Below are 18,326 nucleotides of genomic sequence, written 5' to 3' on the forward strand. Positions count from 1 at the left end.
AACTAAACATTAATAAAAGCCTTGCCTTGTGCGACTATCCCGACACATCCTTCAATCTTAAGATTTGTTAATATTCCCTCATGGCAATGGGCCACTACCTTCATAGTGCCTCCGGGCTGCCTAATCGTTGCAGCAACATTTCTTTTATTCTTATTTTTCCATGCTAAATAGGCTCCTAAGGACGCCGTACCTGAGCCGCAACCTCTTTCCCAAACCATACTGTCTAGATGAGGAACGTAAATGAGGGGAGCCAATTCATCAGATTTCGACTTATACAATAAAATGCCGATCAAATTAGCTCCGATAGTGATCCCAAGCAATCTTGCTAATGATTGGGCTTTTTCCCTCACGGCACTACTAAATTCATTCACTTCTATCACAATATGGATGAACTCCTGATATCTCACGATCACAATATGCAAATCGTCTCCGTCATACTGAATCGTTTTCTGTTCGATCTGTTTAGGAATCGGCATAGTAACTTGACAATAATATTCATCTGAATCCCTTTTTACTTGGCACATTATTAATCTGTCCGTGCCCGAGGCTTCCAATAATAGTTCCATCCAATCATTCTGCTTTAGCCCTTTTTCAGATGCAATATAAGCGGCCAACGCCATGCAAGCATTGCCGCAAAATTCACCTCCGGCCATCTGTAGATGGGCAGCAGCTTGATGATTTCTCGGCTTTTCTATAAAACCTACCTGCTCAGCATATACATTGTCATATGACATAATTTTTGAAGCGATCCGTCCATACTCCTCAACTGGTTGATTAGCTTTTACGAGAACGGTCATATTTTGTGTTGGATTAAATTTAATAAAATCGATTTCCTGTTTCATCGCAGCTCCCCTTTACACTTATATTTGCTTCATAATCATCTTTTGTAAAGCGTAATGATTATGATTTTCATTTTAGAACAAATTATATCATATGGTTAAACATTGTCAATATTGTTATATTTTTTATATTAGCGAACACGAATTGTGCATAAAGAGAGGATATTCTCTTGGTGAATGAACCTCCCGCTTCACTTTGTCTAGGGTTGGGAGACTTCTCGGTGGATGGTATTTTCTGCGCGACGAAATTCCTAAACAACGCTGCTTTCAGGTTCGTTGGTGGCTCTGTGAATGAGCGTAGTTTGGCTACTTGGCCGTCAAAAAATCCTCCTTAAGCACCATATTTATAAAAAGATAAGTAGATGGAATATTGTTTTTTTTTTTTGCGAAATCCTCACGCAATGGAGACTAATATGAAGAGGGCCACGCTAACCTTTATTGATGTTGCCCAAACGGTTGAAGCGAACCCTCGGCTAAAGAATCATAGATATAAAGATTGTTTGGCTTATGTCCATTCTTATCATGCTATATGTCTGATTAAGCCCATATAACGCCTATAATAAAGAATGATAGAAATTTTCAAAACATATCATTATGGTTATATGTGCCTCCATGTTATAATGGGTCATGTAGAAATTTCCATAAGGAGGTCTCAAATGATGTATGATGTAGCGATTATCGGTGCTGGACCAGCCGGGGCAAGCGCCGCTCTGTTCACCGCAAAAGCCGGAAAGAAAACGCTATTAATTGACAATGGAAAAAGCATGACAAAGCGGGCTTGGGTTGAAAATCATTACGGTGTCATGGAGATCACGGGAACCGATTTAGTAGAGACAGGAAAGAAGCAAGCGGCTAAATTTGGCGCAGAACTCATGAGCGGTCAAGTGACCAGCATTCAAAAGCTGGAAAAAGGATTTCAAATTGAAGCAGCCGAGCAAACATTCGAGGCTGAGCATATTATTCTAGCAACCGGTATAGCAACAGACCTCGCAGAAAAAATTGGAGTCAAAACAAAACAAGGAACTGAACCGAGAATTAAAACGATCGTTGAAGTAGATGAGCTAGGACGAACCAATGTAGAAGGGATTTGGGCCGCCGGCACAGTGGCTGGCGTCAGCGTGCATACCATCATCACCGCTGGCGATGGAGCCAAAGTTGCCATTAATCTCATTAGCGAGTTAAATGGCGCGCGCTACGTTGATCATGATGTTCTCCAATCATAAATCCAAAGGGGCAGCCTTCAAAAGGACGCTGCCCCTTTGGTTGCTTTATGGTGCCTAGAAAGATCCCCTTCTCGTACGAGCAAACCTCTCTCTAAATAGAAATCAACTTTCGATATAAAATGTCTCTCTTAACCGGAAGATCATAAAAAATGAATATACGCACATCGTACGAGATCAAATCGAAGTACTTGTTGTCTTGGGGCAGTATCGAATGGTATCACACCCTTTTCTGAAAAGAAACACCGCTCTTTTGATGATGGCTTAAAAGAGACGCAATATCACTTACTCTCTTCCATCACTGTTTAGCGGAAATGATTCTTTGGCGATTGCTAAATAAAACATGAGGGTCAGGACATGGATCACCGCAAGAACTAAGAAGAGATTGCTGTAAACAGCTCCGTTTGTATAGACATTGGCAGGGTTCCAAGCAACATCAGCTCCAAGATCGATCATTTTCCCATAAATCCCCGATGCCATTCCGCCGGCAATAAAATTTAACATAGACAACAGTCCCATGCCGACTCCTGAATATTCCTTCAGCAAGGTCAGCGAAACGGCATTCGATATGGCAATCGTGATAAACGTTTGCCCCACTTGACCGATCACCAAAAAGAAAGCGATCCATAAAGGAGAGACGCCTATAAATGTAGAAAGTAAGGCAAAACAGAGAATTAATAAACTTGAGGCAATAGAGTACAAATAAGTGTTACCTTTTCTATCGGCTAACTTTCCTCCTTTTTGTCCGAGCAAAGCGGCTGTTAGCGCGGCCGGGACCATAGCCATACTGATCCAAGCAGGAGGCAGATGATGAATTTCGGCTAAAAATAAAGGGCTCAGAAAATAAAGGGAAAAACCGATTCCGTTCACGATAAAAGCAATCGCTAATCGCCTTGTATATTGTTTATTCTTAAAAAGCTGAGGTTGAATAAAAGGTTGGCGAACCGTCAGAATACGCAAACTGAACACCCCCAATCCAATCATTCCTCCTAACAACAGCCACCATGATTCATTGGTGACGCTTAATAACCATAAAGTGACGGATGCAGCAAGCAAAAATCCCCCGATCCAGTCTATATGGGCCGATGAACCTTCTTCATCGCCAAGGTATTTGCGATAAAACGGCAAAGTCAATAAGAGAAACACAGGAATACAAAATAACCATCGCCAATGGACCATGCTGATCATTAAAGCAGAAATAATCGGACCAAGTGCGCTCCCTAGGGCTAAGCCAACAAAGGCCGTTCCCATCGCGTGTCCCCTTTGCTCGGGAGGAAAATAACGTAAAGGAATCAGCATGGCTGACGCTGGGATTGCGGCGGCCCCTGACGCCTGTAAACACCTAGCAGCAAGAACCATCGAAAATGATTGAGCTACAAGACCAAGAAAGGAACCCGCTACCAGTACGAGCAATCCAACGGTCAGAATGTTTTTCAATTTATAGCGGTCCGCCAGCTTTCCATATATCACGGTTCCGATTCCATAGATGAGGGAGTAAGCGGACGTGACCCAGCTGACTTGGGCTGTCGTTAAATGAAAAGACTCGCTGATCTCTGGCAGAACAAAATTAAACATCAGAATACTCATAGACGACAGAGTTAAGGTAAACATCACCACACGCATCAATTTCATGCCTTCTTGCCAAGAAAACGGGGCATCCATCTTGATTAGACCTCCTCTTTATTTTGTCATATTTCATGATCCACTCATGACTGTCAGTGCTGACTGTCAATCGTCAAGGTAAAAAAACTAGGGAGACAAAGCCCTAGTCCACAACTGTACGCTATGTTGAATCATTTGCTCTAACGAGACGTTCAGCACTGTCGTATCCGTCGCATCTATATAATTCATAAACGCGCCGAAATGCATAAGCATAAAAGAAACAGCCGTTTGTTCGTGGTCGGTGTGAATCACCTTGCCTCGCTTTTCCATCTCCGTAAAGTAATCGATCAATAGTTTCTTTAACTGCTGTGGATGCTGATGTGTTCTCTCCCGAAAGCCAGGCAAATGATGGCCTTCCGCAATGGATATCTTAATCATTTTGCGGTTTCGAAACATAATTTCATGGTAAGTGCGGCTGATGCGAAGCAAATCTTCGTATACATCCCCATTCAGGCCGCCTTGAAATAAGTCATTCATTTCCGCTGCATAGTGGTAACGGTCAAAAGCGGATTCTAATAAGTTTTGTTTGCTTCCAAAATGACGAAATAAGGTCTTTTCGCTTAAACCCGCAGCGGCCGCAATCTCCTGTGTGGTCACCCCGTGATACCCTCGTTCAGCGATCAAATCGATCGCTGCCTGCATTAATTTATCCTTATTATTCATCACATCGCGATTCTCCATCCATTTTCACCCTCTTTTTGACTGTCAGTACTGACTGTCATTTAAGTGATTTCATTTTACTCCTTGGCTTTGTTTTCGTCAAGAGATTAGAGCGGAGAGACAGCGCGATGTTTTCTTATCTTTCCAGTTTCGTATTGTTTCGAAGGGTATAGTTAAAAGTGATAAAATAGAGCACCATCTTTCAATAGATCAATGTCTTTCGGTTGTAGAAATCCGGTATGAGATGTGAGGACTACCCATATCGAGAAAGTTTTCTCTTTTGAAAATGCAATTTTGTTTTTTCTTTATCTTTATATGAAATTGGTTTAACATTAGTTTTTAAATAATCTTTCCATTCTCGTTCTAATGTGTCTAATGATTTATTAAATGTTTTGTTAATATCAACTTCCAAATTATATCAATTATATATTTTCATAACCTTTTTTATCGGATATTTTTCAAATTAGATATTTTATAAATAACCCTGGCTCGATATAACTTTTTCCAGAAATCAATTTTATTTTCTTCATTGTTAATGTCAAAATAATTATAGCTATTGGTGTTACTACATAATTCATTTAACGGAATGTGTATCTTTTCCTGCAAAACAAAAAGAGGCTGATTCTCCCGTTTCGCGATACGTTCGATACGACGAAGCATGCACTATTGGAGCTTGCGAAGCAACGTCTCTTCATCATCATAGGCTTTTCATGAAAAATGGCTCAGTTATCGTTCGATGGTTCGGATGAAAACTCCCAGTCAACGCTCCCGAAAAGCCGTTCATGATCATGGCATCCACACCACATAAACAAGAGGCTTCATGACCGGTTTCGAGAAATAAAGCGTCAATCCAAACATTTCGAAAAACCTATGGATTCCTCGATGATGTGCTAATCTATTCATGAGACATGAACCTCCTTTTGGATAGTTGTGGGCACATCTATTCTAACCAAGGAATCAGGTTCATGTCTCCTTTTTTGTTATAAATTTATGTCATTTTTTATTTTACTCAGCTACAGGATATTTTTTAAATCTGTCTTGGCAACTCTTAATCAATTTAAGAGCAACATCTCTCCCTTCCCATCCAATAATAGTTGTTTCTTTATTTTCGAGTTCCTTGTATCGTTCAAAAAAATGTTTAATCTCCCTAAGGGTATGAGGATTAACATCTTTAAGACTATGCACATTTTCCCATCGTGGATCAGAAAGCGGAACACCTATTAGTTTTTCATCCTGTCCTTTGTCATCGCTCATAATAAGTGCTCCTACAATACGCGTATCAATCACGCATCCAGGGAAGGTAGGGTTTGTAGTTAGTACTAATACATCTAATGGATCGCCGTCAAGAGCTAGTGTGTTCTCAATATGGCCATAATCGCAAGGATAAAACATAGGGGAAAATAGTACACGGTCTAATTTAATTTTCCCTGTGGATTCATCAAATTCATACTTATTTTGTTCTCCACGTGGGACCTCAATAGTTACTTCAACTACATTTTCCATTTCAGCCACCTCTTTAAAGCATTTTAGCTAACGAATTTTTTAACTGCATAAAATTGTATCACAATTGTCAATAACGATTTAAAATTCCCCAATTTCAACGAAATGAAATTCCCCATTATGAACGTTTAATTAGGCAACTGGGCAGGATAAACCCCTGCTTTTTTCTTTATCTCGTAGACGATAAGAATCGCCTTTGATATTAAAGGTAATGGCGTGATGTAATAGGAGATCTAAGACGGCTGTGGCTCGTACATCCTCACCGAGTACCTTCCCCCATGTTTAGAACAAAATAAAAGTGCAGAGATGTACAAGATTTTATTCAAAATTCATTCATAGGGGCTTTACATGGAGTGGCAACCATGGGTAATCTGTATTGATTTGCGAAACTTACTGATTCTGTATTATTTGGAAAAAATCATGGTTGCAAAGGCTCCATATCAAGCCCCGGTATGGCCAACTTCAATCGAATATTTATTCAACCAAAACAAATTCACTTTTTGCAAAAAACACTGTAAGATTTACGGAAGTCCGAAAATGACGCAAGAACTACGCAAATAAGGGATTCGTGTGTCTCAAAAGCCGATCGCTCGCATCATGAGTGAAGAAGAATTGAGACCCATTACAACGTATAGGACAATTTATTGAAACAAACCTTTCAAGCAACGGCTCCCAATGAAGGATGGATGGCGGATATTACGTACATTCCTATTAAAATATTGTGCGAATACTTATTTAAACCCATGGTGCTAGATAAAATGAGATGAGCATAAAAATAGCCCTTGCATGAAGGATCTCCTTTAAAATGAAAGTGCGACCAAACATTCAAAAGGAGAAGTCCCATGCAAGAGCACTTTCATTTTACAACAGATGAAGCGAAAATTCAAAAACAATATGCAGCGATTTTATTCTTTGTATCTGGACAATTGTCTTTGATTCAGATGTATTTACAACACCGAAATCGCCATTTGTTGAAATAAGAAGAGGAGGTCATCATCGCCGTCCATGTTCTTGGAAAGTTATTAGGTTTTACATCCGAACGAGCTTGACACCGATTTGTGATCGGAAACTTATTTTCGAAAGATTGATTTCCTGAACACTTTCGATAGAACCGGCGTTGTCGAAATCTTGGCTTTACCGTCCAATGGATCCGATATCAACTAGCCAAACGTGGGCAACATCACGCTTATGCAGTAGTGGATAGCTTACCCATTGAACTCTGCCACCCCGCACGAATGGATCGCGTCAAACGGTTTCAAGGAATCGCCGATATTGGGTATTGTGCATTCAAAAAGATGGCTTACTATGGGGTTAAGCTCCATCTTCAGATCACCGACCAAGCGCTTCCGATGGGATATGTCGTCACCGAAGCATCCTGTCACGACCGGACAGCTGCGGAAACCGTGATGGCCCAACTTCCTCATCCGTATACACTTGGTGACAAAGGATAGGTGAGCCAAGACTTGCAAAAGAAGCTGTATGATGAATACAAGATCACTTTTTGGACTCCCGTTCAGAAAAAACAGAAAATCCATCAATCGAAAGCATGGAAACGATGGATGAAACGAAAGCGCAAAGTCATGGAAACCGTGTTTTCCGTTCTCATTGATCAGTACCGGATCACAGAGATTCGCGCCAACTCTGTTTATGGATTTGAATCAGCTTTGGATGGCATTTTACTCGCTTATTCACTCGTCATTCTTGGGCTAGTTGAGCGTTAAAGTTCAACTAGCACCACGGGTATTGTATAAATTCAAGTAATATTTATTTATACGAGGTGGCAAAGCTATCATGTGTTTACGAAATTTAAAAAAAACGTAAGAAATCTGAAGAAAGAAAATTAAAGTTTATAGAGGGAGGTGCTAAAAATGAATTTACAAAAAGAGCGGCAGTTACTGAACTGCCGCTCTTTTACCCCAAAATTTTACTATAGATAACATTGCTATCAAAAGTCTAATAATTTTCTAATTCACCTTCTAAATCTCCTAACAAAACTTCAACTTCCATTACTGCGGAATCATAACCATTCCAAAAAATCGATGGTCTATATCCCTCTTCTTTTATCCTAGGAAGCCATTCATTCATAAACTCATCGAGTTCAACTGGTTCAGGAGTATATCCTTCCCATTCTTTGGCGGCACAATATTGAGCAAATTCTCTTTTAGGCCAAAAAGGAATTAGTAGATTGCCATTATCATCCTCAGTCATTGCCCAACCGTCTTCATAGAGTCCCCATACCTCTCCCCAATCGACTACTTTTTTTATAAAGTATTCATACCTTTTGTTAGCTGGTAAGTTAAGAACAGAGTAAAATTCTTTTTCATTTATCATGTTTTTACCTCCTTCTTCCATAGCGATCATACTTGTGCTGAGTTCTATGATTTCTTATTGTTTGTAAATCACTGTGTTCGTACCCGTATCCTTTTCTTGCCTCATATCCACGTCTATGAGCTAACTCATATCCCTTTGGCACTCTTATAGTTCTTCTTTTCCCCCTTTTAATTTCATTAATATCACGTCGAATTTCACCACGTAAAACTGATGATAATTTATCATCATTTGCTAATTCTCTTAAACGTGCTTGTTTACCTCTTCTACCACTAGCAAAAAACTGTAAATCCAACCTTCCAGCCCGTCTAACTTTATACACCCTATACGCAATTTTGGCTCCTTTAAACGCCGCACCGCCAACCAGTCCCACGCCAACGGCAATCGCCGCCGCTTTCCAACCGCCTTTTTTAAAGGCCTTATACCCATCATACGCCGCAAATCCCGCATTAATCGCCATCCACACAAAATGCCCATCCGGATCGACCAACATCACCGGATTGTTGTTCGCATATGTGTAGCCGTTTTGGGTTAGGATATCGTCCGAATCTCCCGGATCAGGGTCCATGGACAAGAACACGCCATGAGTTGGGTGGTAGTATCGGGCGATCAGGTAATATAAACCTGTTTCTTGGTCATACTGGTATCCGGCATAACGATATGGGTTTTCGTCTGCCATCTCACCCGATTGGGAAAGAAGCTGGCCCCATGTGTCGTACTCGTAACGGGCCACCACATTTCCTTGCGCATCGGTTAAGGCGATGACATCACCATGCGCGTTGTAGTGGTAGAAGTAGGTGACATTGCCCTTTTTCATTGACAACAGCTGGCCGGTTTCTCTGTATACATATGATTTTAACAGAGTATCACTGACTTCGGTTTCATAGAGAACGTACTAGTCTTATTTTCCTTTTTTATATCAATGGTCTAACTAAAAAGACGACAACGCTATAAAATAAACCTCTCGCTAGACTTGTTCTTCAAGGGCCTAAAACAGAGCTTATACTTATTTGAATACCTACAAAATGCTAGTGAACTTACACAAAAAAGAACCTCAAAGGAGACATTTCACCTTTGAGGAATAATCATTATCAACAATAATTCCCATGTTTATCAATGCCTATTGGGTAGTAAGCCATGTCAGTTACAATCTGATAAAGACTTTCATGTCTTCCTGATAACCAATCTACCGTAAAATCCTCTGGATTTACATAGCCGATATCTGCCTCATTTAATTTATTACATTCAAGCCAATACTTTCTAAATACAGCAATAACTCTTCCTGAATGACATATGGGGTCAAATCTCTCTTTTATAAAAATTTCCAATTCCTCTTCAGTATCAAATTTATTACGATTTATCTCTCTAATTCTTTTTAATCTTTCTTCTTCTTCCTTTACTGCTTCTGTTAGCTCATGTACATACTCGTTAAACAATGTTTCGTATTCTTTCATAATAATCCCTCCATGTTACGGCCATTCTGTCGGGTAAGTTTTGGCGCCTTTTGACCTATTACAAGTTCTACAAGCAGTTTTTAAGTTTCTTGGGTCATTTGCCCATCTTTTCCTTGCTTTAGTGGACATTCGATATCCTTCTTGATAGTAATGTCGTTTTAGAGAAGGATTGTGATCAACCTCAAGCGGTCCTCTTCTATCCCCACAGTATTGACAAGTATAATTATCTCTTTTGAGAACTGCTTTTCTAACTTTTGGAGTAGGGGTACGACCATAATGTTTTATCCTATTGTAACGTTCGATAGCACGCTTGCCTTTTATAATATACCTAGCTGTACTTCTAACAAGTTTAAACTTTCCTCCACCAACAAAACCAAACGCCGCCGCGACCGCGACACCTTTCCATCCTTTTCCCGATTTATATGCCTTATACCCATCATACGCCGCAAATCCCGCATTAATCGCCATCCACACAAAATGCCCATCCGGATCCACCAGCATCACCGGGTTGTTATTCGCGTATGTGTAGCCGTTCTGCGTCAAAATATCATCCGAATCTCCTGGATCAGGGTCCATGGACAAGAACACGACATGGGTTGGGTGGTAATAACGGGCGATCAAGTAGTAGAGTCCCGTCTTTTCGTCATATTGGTATCCGGCATAACGATATGGGTTTTCGGTTGCCATCTCACCCAATTGGGAAAGAAGCTGGCCCCATGTGTCGTACTCGTAACGAGCCACTACGTTTCCTTGCGCATCGGTTAACGCGATGACATCGCCATGCGCGTTGTAGTGGTAGAAGTAGGTGACATTGCCCTTTTTCATTGACAACAGCTGGCCGTTTTCTCCGTATACATACGATTGTACCACATTTCCACTTGCATCGGTTTCATACAAGACGTTGAGGCTGTCGCCTTGGTAGTGGTAGTTCGTCACGACGCCATTGATGTTCTTTTGAATGCGTCATCGTATTTTTATAACAAAAAGAGGTTATACCCGAAACCCCGGGATAACCTCTGACCAAGAAACACTTTGACGCCGTTCTTGCGATACTAACCAAAAGATCGCTTCCTCTTTTTTTAAATACTAGGTTTCATCTGTAATGTATAAGGCTTTAACTCCCTTTTTAATAAAATCTTATGAATATCCTCGATGTTTGAGGTCGTAAGGAGCACATACGGAGTGTTTCCAAGGCTAATGAAAATTTTTTCATTATGATTGGCTAACATAAGAGCTGCTCCTGCTTCAAAAGTGAAAATTAGCCCACTAGAGTTAAAATAATAGTCTTCTTCTAAAAAAGTAATCAGTTGAAATCCATTTTGAGATTGCATTTCTTTTATCTGGATAAACTCTAATTTTTCTTTAGGATTGAACGATTGTAATGTTGGTATTTCTTTTTCCTTTACAATGAGAAGATGATCAATCTCCGCTTTATAAGCGATTTCTGTTTGCTCCGCCGTCACTACATAACATTCCTGATGATTCACTTGCAGTACGACTTGCGTGCAGCTAAAAGCTTCTCCATAATCTAGATCCAAATCTGAAGAACTTATGAATACTCTGATATGTTGTGATTGAGAAATCCTACGTAAATCATCAAGCTTTGCTTGGATCGGAATCAGGTAATGTGGTACCGATGACAAAGGAACCCCTCCCTTTTAAAAATGTATGTCCTCATACACTCCACCGCGTTTTAAATCTAGATTTATCTTCCATGTTCCGTCTTTTCGCTTTTTATATCGAATTTGATATTTATTATCAGGAGTATACCTTCTCACAGAATTTCTATCTCTTTTTTGAATGACTTTTTTCCCTTTCGTTAAGTGCCTAAATATACTTTTAGCTACTGCCTTGCCACCAGGCAAATCGGTATTAATCCTGGTTTTCTTTTGAAAACCGTTTTTGCCAAGAAGCCATACAAACTTAAGGCTTTTCCCTGTATGTCTAACAAGTTTTAATTTTCCTCCACCAACAAAACCAAACGCCGCCGCGACCGCGACACCTTTCCATCCTTTTCCCGATTTATATGCCTTATACCCATCATACGCCGCAAATCCCGCATTAATCGCCATCCACACAAAATGCCCATCCGGATCGACCAGCATCACCGGGTTGTTGTTCGCATATGTGTAGCCGTTCTGCGTCAAGATATCGTCCGAATCTCCTGGATCAGGGTCCATGGACAAGAACACGACATGGGTTGGGTGGTAATAACGGGCGATCAAGTAGTAGAGTCCCGTCTTTTCGTCATATTGGTATCCGGCATAACGATATGGGTTTTCGGTTGCCATCTCACCCAATTGGGAAAGAAGCTGGCCCCATGTGTCGTACTCGTAACGAGCCACTACGTTTCCTTGCGCATCGGTTAACGCGATGACATCGCCATGCGCGTTGTAGTGGTAGAAGTACGTCGCGTCGCCTTCTTTCATTGACAAGCGCACTTTAAACAAGAAGATATGTAAAATTCGGAGCAAGCCTCAAAAATTTTGAATATTATTTCTGAATTGTTTTCAAAATTATTCCATACGGATTCCGCGAAATAATGTGCTAATTTACAGTGGGGCTTATAGGGATGATCTCCAAAGATCGTCTTACGACCTTTGGAGATAGCTTCATGAAACTTAAATCATGGTTGTCTTCCCCAAAAAATTTCTATCTCCTCCGACGCTTTTCTTGTCTCAGGTCCCATATATTTTAATGTTTTCTCCATGATCTCTGGTTCATCTCCTAATCTCGCTAAAACGGTCATAGTAATTACTTCTTGAACATTTATGTCTCCCTCCTTAAGCATAAGTTCAATAAAATCAAAGATTTTTTTCACCTTATACCATGCCCGCTTTCTGATTAACTCTGGCAAATCCTCATTTAACGTTTCACCAAAAAATACATGGGGTAGAAATTCCTCATTGTATTCGATATGTTTAACATAGGCTTCTTTATATTCGGGACATAGTTCTAAAAATTCCTTCGTAAAAACTTCAATAGTAATAATAATCCCTCCATTCATTTTCCATTTAGAGCTCTTTTTAACTCAATTAATAGATGATTTGCTATTCTTCTTTCCCTACCACTTAAATTTTCTTTAGCTAAAATTTTTTCTAGATTTCTTATCCTTTCTTTTGCCTTTATAATATGGGATTTTCCTCCTGTTAAAATTCCTTTTCTAACTTCCAGCCTAACCGCAGCAGCTAGGCTGCCATCGCCTACCGTAGCAGTCGGACGAAACATTTCATGAATAGAGTTTCGTAATTTTTTATTTGTAACTTGGCCTAAAAGCTGCTCTCTTCTACTTAACTTTCCTATCCCCTTAATGACGTATTTACTCGTATTTCGAACAAGCTTAAACCTTCCTCCACCAATCGCACCAAGGGCTGTTTTTTTAGCTACGTATTTCCATCCCCGGCCAGTTTTATACGCCTTATACCCATCATACGCCGCAAATCCAGCGTTAACTACAAACCAGAAGAAATGCCCATCCGGATCGACCAACATCACCGGGTTGTTGTTCGCATACGTATAGCCGTTCTGCGTCAGAATGTCATCCGCATCGCCTGGGTCTGGGTCCATGGATAAAAACACGCCATGGGTTGGGTGGTAGTATCGGGCGATCAGGTAATATAAACCTGTTTCTTGGTCATACTGGTATCCGGCATAACGATACGGGTTTTCGGTTGCCATTTCACCGGATTTTGAGAGAAGTTGGCCCCATGTGTCGTACTCGTAACGAGCGACCACGTTTCCTTGCGCAGCGATTGAGAACGTGATTTCAGTATAAACAAAAATATACCAGAAACATAGAGTTAAAAAACAGAAGGACTAATTGCTGTCCTTCTGAATAGAAAGTTTTAAGATATCGACGCTACAAAATGAATGCAGCTTTCCGTTCATAATCGATAGAGGAATCCTGTAAGTTATCAAAGAATTTAAGTAATATCATTAGTTAATCCACTACCTGTAAAAAACAGGGATAATGATTCAGAAAGTAACACGGCTTCCCAGTAACCCAAACCATGTTTAGCTGTGAAAACTGGATAGTTTGGGGAAGATAAATCTACAAAAATAGGATCTCCTACTTCCAAATCGTGTCCAATCACCAACCAAACTCCCTTCCAATCCCCTTTATTCTCTCCTTTTAGGGAGTTGCCCTTTAAATCAATAGAATAACCTATTTGCGCATTGTCTATTTCATCTGGTGAAAAAATATAAACTTCCACACTCTCAAATTTAAACTCTCTTTTCTTCATTGACGCAATGAATGATAATACTTCTCTTCGACTATTATCAAACACTTCCTCTATTCCCCTCTTCTCTTAAATGTCAATGCTGTTGGTTTTCTATACGGTATGCTTATTATTTAATTCTAATATTTGTGCTTTAAACCATTCATCGATATTATGCCATTCCCCGACTAGATATCCTTCATTATCTACTCCTAATACTTTTTCTTGAGAGTTCAAAAAGAAAAATGTGTCTTCCCTTCTTCGAGCAAAGTAAAACAAATCGTTTGGAATGTCTCCTATTAAACAGCTTCTTTCGTCCTCTAAGTCTTTAGGTTGATTTGTTTGTTCGTCATAGGACATGTTTTTTGTGAATTGCTCTTTTCCAAATATGAATAGTTCTAAACCGAAAAGACGAATACCATTAAACTGTAGTAATAATTTTTGGTACGGCTTTGGAAAATGCAGTTCTAACTCTTTTTGGAATTCGTCAATTTCACCTTGGGTTAAAGGAGCGTAGATAGCGTGAAACCAATAATCTGGCATATTCACAGGATCTAAAATAGCTATTAATTCTGTACCATTTCTCAATTTTTTGTATCCCTTTGTTTTCCAGACAGATAACTTCGATAATAAAGTAGGTCTATCCAACATGGCAATTCCTCCGAATAAAATTATCTATGTTTTAGTAGCTATCTTCTTTTTATTAATTTACCCTTTGTTTTATTACGCCAATTAAAGCTATGGAGCGCAAAATGCTCTCTAAATGTAACAAATCTTATATTATCAGGGTTACCTGCTAAATCAGGTCTAGAAGATACACTATTAATATGATGACCGTAAAATCCTTTTGCCCTACCTGTCTTAATGATCTCAGCTTTCCTTTTATTACTCCATCTTCTTGTTCCTTTTCCAGTTTTAATAATTAATTGCCTTTCATTTCAAGAGCCCATGCTTCCTGAACAGCTTTGCGCCTAGCGTAAGCAATGGAAATTATTTTTTTCGCTGTCTTTAATCTTCCTCCACCAACAAAACCAAACGCCGCCGCGACTGCGACACCTTTCCATCCTTTTCCCGATTTATACGCCTTATACCCATCATACGCCGCAAATCCCGCATTAATCGCCATCCACACAAAATGCCCATCGGGATCGACCATCATCACCGGGTTGTTGTTCGCATATGTGTAGCCGTTTTGGGTTAGAATATCGTCCGAATCTCCTGGATCAGGGTCCATGGACAAGAACACGCCATGGGTTGGGTGGTAATAACGGGCGATCAAGTAGTAGAGTCCCGTCTCTTCATCATATTGGTATCCCGCATAGCGATACGGGTTTTCGGTTGCTAGGGCATCCGTTTGAGAACGAATTTGGCCCCATGTGTCGTACTCGTAACGGGCGACCACATTTCCTTGCGCATCGGTTAAGGCGATGACATCGCCATGGGCGTTGTAGTGGTAGAAGTACGTCGCCCCGCCTTTTTTCATCGCCAACAGTTGGCCGTTTTCTCCGTATACATATGATTGTACCACAGTTCCGCTCGCGTCGGTTTCATATAAGACGTTGAGGCTGTCGCCTTGGTAGTGGTAGTTCGTCACGACGCCATTCACGTTCTTTTGAATGCGGCGGCCATCTTCATCATATTGGTAGGTCACAAACGGCGTGCTTTCGCCTTTTCCCGGCACATGTCTGGCACCGTAATTAAAATAGAAAAGCAAGAGAATAGAATTTCTCCTGCTTTTCAAAAATTGTCTTCACCCTTTAAGTTTTGAAATGGTATTATCTACAAATTCCTAATTTTTGTAGTTCCTTAATAACTTCTCGCAAAACTTTTTAGCCTCCTCCTCGTCATAATAGACTGAATTAATATGATTGGTAACCTCTTTTAGCTGAAAAGCGCCTGGCAATCGAATTTCAGCAAGTTTAGATTTAAAATTTTCTTTGCACGAAAACACATAAGTTTCAATATCTCTTTCCGCCCAGATTCCCCATTGCAAAGACGGCGAAGTAAAAACGAAATAAAAACCATAATGAACCAAACCAAATTTTCCATTATCGCTTTCTTCCGTGTTGAAAATGTCTAAATAATGTTCATAAGTGAGTTCAACTGGAATTTTAACACATTCATACCATCCCATTTTTTCGTTATAATAATTTTCCAGTTCTGCTAATAGGACATATGAATCGCCTGATATTTTAGACAACTCTTGAATGCTATTCCAAAACTCTTCTTTAAATAAATAGTTATATTTCCCAAAAAGAAAACTACCATACCCCCTTTGGAATACTTGATCTGGCAATTCACATTGAAGCTGAAATGTTGTACTTAAAATTTCTTTTATCTCTAAATACTCTTTTTCGGCTTTAATAAATAGTTCTTTCAAGTTCATTCTTTATCACCTAACCGAATTTTTAAAGGTGCGGCGCCTTTATGTCCTTTTGGAAAATACTCTGCCGTCCATCCATGCCAGTTTTTGTCCTTGGCACGCACAATGTATGCAGCTCCATTTTTAGTTAACCTAAATATACTTCCCTTTCTCTCAAAACTCCAACCATTCTTTCTTAAATTTCTAATAAAATGTAGTTCCCCTCATCAGTTCCTCGATTATAAACACCTTCATCTCTTTGATAGATCTGTTAGGCTTGAAATTGAAAAACCTTGAAAGGCACATAACCAATCAAGGTTTTTTTAATATTTTTAATCGCTATACTTGGTTATCCAATCCATAACGTCTTGTTCTACATGTAGGTATTCATCCGGACCATCTTTTAAATCAACTCCGGAAACAATTTGTAAAAGTTCCCAAACAGTTTCATCTGATATATTTGGCTCATCCTGCATGACATATTCTGAAGCCCAATCTGCTGCTTCTTCTCTTGTTAGCTTTCCTTGTAAAATCATTTTTAGTTTATCAACCACTTCCTCTTTTGTTGGTTGTCTCATTTTTTCACCACTTTCCAATATAGTTCCCATTCCTATCAAAACGATAGTGAACCTTGGCACCACCAGTAAATTTAGTATCAGGTCTAACCTGTATAATTCTACCATTATGATTCAAAGTCCCATGCCACATTCTCTTTCGACACATACCTATTACTCTAATCGAAAAACTTCAAGAGAATTTGTCTTCTAAGGATTAATTCACGATTATAAATCGTAAATCTGGGAAATCTCACCTTTTAAACAGACATACTTACATAAAACACCTTCCAATTTCGTCTATTAATCTCTCTAATTTTATCCCCAGCTCATTTGGTTCATCATCATTATTTAATCCTTTTTCCAAAAACTCTTCATTTACAATATCTCTCAATTCGTTACCTAAGGTTTCATTTATATTAATTTCATTATTTAAAACCCACAGAAGGTCGGGTCTACGGGATTCCAAGCATTCTCTTAATAAAAGTAACATATCTGCGCTTAGCTTTAACATTTACTTCCTCCTTATACCTTTTGAGCCCTTTGCGTAAGTAGTAATTATTTTTCCGTTCTTATTTAGAACTACAACCGCATTCTTACCCACATATTTCGTTCTTCCTCCTGACTGTTGAACCACTTTCTTTGGGGTTCTAGTTGCATCTAGAATAGCTTTAGGAGCCACTCCTCTACCACCATCTCTTTGCATAGCCTGTGCTAAACCATGTTTAGTATATCCTGTTATTTTTCCAGCTACAGCCTTTCTAGTAACTTTAGCAAAATTTAGAGCCCGTCTAGCTTTATACACCCTATACGCAATTTTGGCACCTTTAAAAGCCGCACCACCAACAAGCCCCACGCCAACGGCAATCGCCGCTGCTTTCCAACCGCCTTTTTTAAAGGCTTTATACCCATCATACGCCGCAAATCCCGCATTAATCGCCATCCAGACAAAATGCCCATCCGGATCGACCAACATCACCGGGTTGTTGTTCGCATATGTGTAGCCGTTCTGCGTCAAAATATCATCCGAATCTCCTGGATCAGGGTCCGTGGACAGGAACACACCATGGGTTGGGTGGTAGTAACGGGCCATGAGGTAGTACAATCCCGTCTCTTCATCATATTGGTATCCCGCATAGCGATATGGGTTTTCGTCTGCCATCTCACCGGATTTTGAAAGAAGTTGGCCCCATGTGTCGTACTCGTAACGAGCGACCACGTTTCCTTGCGCATCCGTTAACGCGATGACATCGCCATGGGCGTTGTAGTGGTAGAAATACGTCGCCCCGCCTTTTTTCATCGCCAACAGCTGGCCGTTTTCTCCGTATACATACGATTGTACCACATTTCCGCTCGCGTCGGTTTCATATAAGACGTTGAGGCTGTCGCCTTGGTAGTGGTAGTTCGTCACCACGCCATTGACGGTATTTTGAATGCGGCGGCCATCTTCATCATATTGGTACGTCACAAACGGCGCGCTTTCGCCTTTTCCTGTAACGGAAACCAATTGATCGGCTTCGTTCCATT

General features: G+C 40.1%; 18 protein-coding genes and 8 pseudogenes. 2 read left to right on the forward strand and 24 right to left on the reverse strand.

Going from position 1 to position 18,326, the window contains the following annotated elements; all coding sequences use genetic code 11:
- Window positions 1-2: 2 nt before the first annotated feature.
- On the reverse strand, window positions 3-842 hold the full coding sequence (locus B6A27_RS17295) for a histidine racemase CntK family protein (RefSeq protein ID WP_066148756.1): 840 nt from the start codon (window positions 840-842) through the stop codon (window positions 3-5).
- A 656-nt stretch (window positions 843-1,498) separates the two neighbouring features.
- Here B6A27_RS17295 and B6A27_RS17300 point away from each other — a divergent pair.
- Window positions 1,499-2,062: an FAD-dependent oxidoreductase gene (locus B6A27_RS17300; RefSeq protein WP_044742796.1), complete on the forward strand. Its 564-nt coding sequence runs from the start codon at window positions 1,499-1,501 to the stop codon at window positions 2,060-2,062.
- Window positions 2,063-2,344: 282 nt separating this feature from the next.
- Here B6A27_RS17300 and B6A27_RS17305 read toward each other — a convergent pair whose 3' ends face one another.
- From B6A27_RS17305 to B6A27_RS19455, 5 genes and pseudogenes are all read right to left on the reverse strand, one after another.
- Complete coding sequence (locus B6A27_RS17305; RefSeq protein WP_080862778.1) at window positions 2,345-3,721, reverse strand: MFS transporter; 1,377 nt, start codon at window positions 3,719-3,721, stop codon at window positions 2,345-2,347.
- An 87-nt stretch (window positions 3,722-3,808) separates the two neighbouring features.
- The gene (locus B6A27_RS17310) at window positions 3,809-4,402 is read right to left on the reverse strand and encodes a TetR/AcrR family transcriptional regulator (protein WP_044742789.1); all 594 of its coding nucleotides are present in this window, start codon (window positions 4,400-4,402) and stop codon (window positions 3,809-3,811) included.
- Between the two features lie 645 nt (window positions 4,403-5,047).
- A pseudogene (locus tag B6A27_RS17315) lies at window positions 5,048-5,284 on the reverse strand (IS701 family transposase); the annotation flags it as partial.
- A gap of 102 nt (window positions 5,285-5,386) precedes the next feature.
- Complete coding sequence (locus tag B6A27_RS17320) at window positions 5,387-5,893, reverse strand: inorganic diphosphatase (RefSeq protein WP_369815521.1); 507 nt, start codon at window positions 5,891-5,893, stop codon at window positions 5,387-5,389.
- Window positions 5,894-6,040: 147 nt separating this feature from the next.
- Window positions 6,041-6,160 (reverse strand): annotated as a pseudogene (locus B6A27_RS19455) (ATP-binding protein); the annotation flags it as partial.
- A 563-nt stretch (window positions 6,161-6,723) separates the two neighbouring features.
- Between B6A27_RS19455 and B6A27_RS17335 the strand changes: the two are divergent.
- Window positions 6,724-7,602: pseudogene (locus tag B6A27_RS17335) on the forward strand (IS982 family transposase).
- Between the two features lie 232 nt (window positions 7,603-7,834).
- Here B6A27_RS17335 and B6A27_RS17340 read toward each other — a convergent pair.
- The 18 genes and pseudogenes from B6A27_RS17340 to B6A27_RS17415 form a co-directional block, all read right to left on the reverse strand.
- The gene (locus tag B6A27_RS17340) at window positions 7,835-8,212 is read right to left on the reverse strand and encodes a DUF2750 domain-containing protein (RefSeq protein ID WP_221212137.1); all 378 of its coding nucleotides are present in this window, start codon (window positions 8,210-8,212) and stop codon (window positions 7,835-7,837) included.
- A gap of 4 nt (window positions 8,213-8,216) precedes the next feature.
- Complete coding sequence (locus B6A27_RS19190) at window positions 8,217-8,531, reverse strand: polymorphic toxin type 8 domain-containing protein (RefSeq protein WP_304528564.1); 315 nt, start codon at window positions 8,529-8,531, stop codon at window positions 8,217-8,219.
- A 6-nt stretch (window positions 8,532-8,537) separates the two neighbouring features.
- Window positions 8,538-9,101 (reverse strand): annotated as a pseudogene (locus B6A27_RS18755) (RHS repeat-associated core domain-containing protein); the annotation flags it as partial.
- 199 nt (window positions 9,102-9,300) lie between these two features.
- Entirely contained in the window at window positions 9,301-9,663 is a 363-nt protein-coding gene (locus B6A27_RS17350) for a hypothetical protein (protein ID WP_080862780.1), read from the reverse strand.
- Window positions 9,664-9,678: 15 nt separating this feature from the next.
- A complete protein-coding gene (locus tag B6A27_RS19525) occupies window positions 9,679-9,987 on the reverse strand; it encodes a GH-E family nuclease (protein ID WP_483294920.1) in 309 nt (102 codons plus the stop codon).
- Window positions 9,988-10,002: 15 nt separating this feature from the next.
- Window positions 10,003-10,626, reverse strand: a pseudogene (locus B6A27_RS17355) (RHS repeat-associated core domain-containing protein); the annotation flags it as partial.
- A 116-nt stretch (window positions 10,627-10,742) separates the two neighbouring features.
- Window positions 10,743-11,306 (reverse strand): hypothetical protein, encoded by a 564-nt coding sequence (locus B6A27_RS17360; RefSeq protein ID WP_080862781.1) that lies wholly within the window; start codon window positions 11,304-11,306, stop codon window positions 10,743-10,745.
- Window positions 11,307-11,321: 15 nt separating this feature from the next.
- A pseudogene (locus B6A27_RS17365) lies at window positions 11,322-12,098 on the reverse strand (RHS repeat domain-containing protein); the annotation flags it as partial.
- Between the two features lie 191 nt (window positions 12,099-12,289).
- Entirely contained in the window at window positions 12,290-12,670 is a 381-nt protein-coding gene (locus tag B6A27_RS17370) for a DUF7674 family protein (RefSeq protein WP_080862782.1), read from the reverse strand.
- Window positions 12,667-13,410: pseudogene (locus B6A27_RS19195) on the reverse strand (RHS repeat-associated core domain-containing protein); the annotation flags it as partial. The gene B6A27_RS17370 and the pseudogene B6A27_RS19195, both read right to left, overlap by 4 nt.
- Window positions 13,411-13,586: 176 nt before the next feature.
- On the reverse strand, window positions 13,587-13,952 hold the full coding sequence (locus B6A27_RS17380; RefSeq protein ID WP_080862783.1) for a hypothetical protein: 366 nt from the start codon (window positions 13,950-13,952) through the stop codon (window positions 13,587-13,589).
- Between the two features lie 45 nt (window positions 13,953-13,997).
- A complete protein-coding gene (locus tag B6A27_RS17385) occupies window positions 13,998-14,534 on the reverse strand; it encodes an SMI1/KNR4 family protein (protein ID WP_080862784.1) in 537 nt (178 codons plus the stop codon).
- A gap of 38 nt (window positions 14,535-14,572) precedes the next feature.
- Window positions 14,573-14,806 carry a hypothetical protein gene (locus tag B6A27_RS19460; RefSeq protein WP_080862786.1) on the reverse strand — a complete coding sequence of 78 codons (234 nt, stop codon included), beginning with the start codon at window positions 14,804-14,806 and terminating at the stop codon, window positions 14,573-14,575.
- A pseudogene (locus tag B6A27_RS17395) lies at window positions 14,806-15,555 on the reverse strand (RHS repeat-associated core domain-containing protein); the annotation flags it as partial. The gene B6A27_RS19460 and the pseudogene B6A27_RS17395, both read right to left, overlap by 1 nt.
- A 117-nt stretch (window positions 15,556-15,672) precedes the next feature.
- Window positions 15,673-16,269, reverse strand: coding sequence for a hypothetical protein (locus B6A27_RS17400; RefSeq protein WP_044743716.1), 597 nt, complete (start codon window positions 16,267-16,269; stop codon window positions 15,673-15,675).
- Window positions 16,270-16,577: 308 nt separating this feature from the next.
- Complete coding sequence (locus B6A27_RS17405) at window positions 16,578-16,823, reverse strand: hypothetical protein (protein WP_044743719.1); 246 nt, start codon at window positions 16,821-16,823, stop codon at window positions 16,578-16,580.
- A 250-nt stretch (window positions 16,824-17,073) separates the two neighbouring features.
- On the reverse strand, window positions 17,074-17,313 hold the full coding sequence (locus B6A27_RS17410) for a hypothetical protein (RefSeq protein ID WP_044743717.1): 240 nt from the start codon (window positions 17,311-17,313) through the stop codon (window positions 17,074-17,076).
- The coding region (locus tag B6A27_RS17415) for an RHS repeat-associated core domain-containing protein (protein ID WP_139788165.1) at window positions 17,314-18,326 on the reverse strand (1,013 nt) is incomplete at its 5' end.

Origin of the sequence: Anoxybacillus sp. UARK-01 (genome assembly GCF_002075365.1) — a bacterium.
Taxonomy (GTDB): domain Bacteria; phylum Bacillota; class Bacilli; order Bacillales; family Anoxybacillaceae; genus Anoxybacteroides; species Anoxybacteroides rupiense.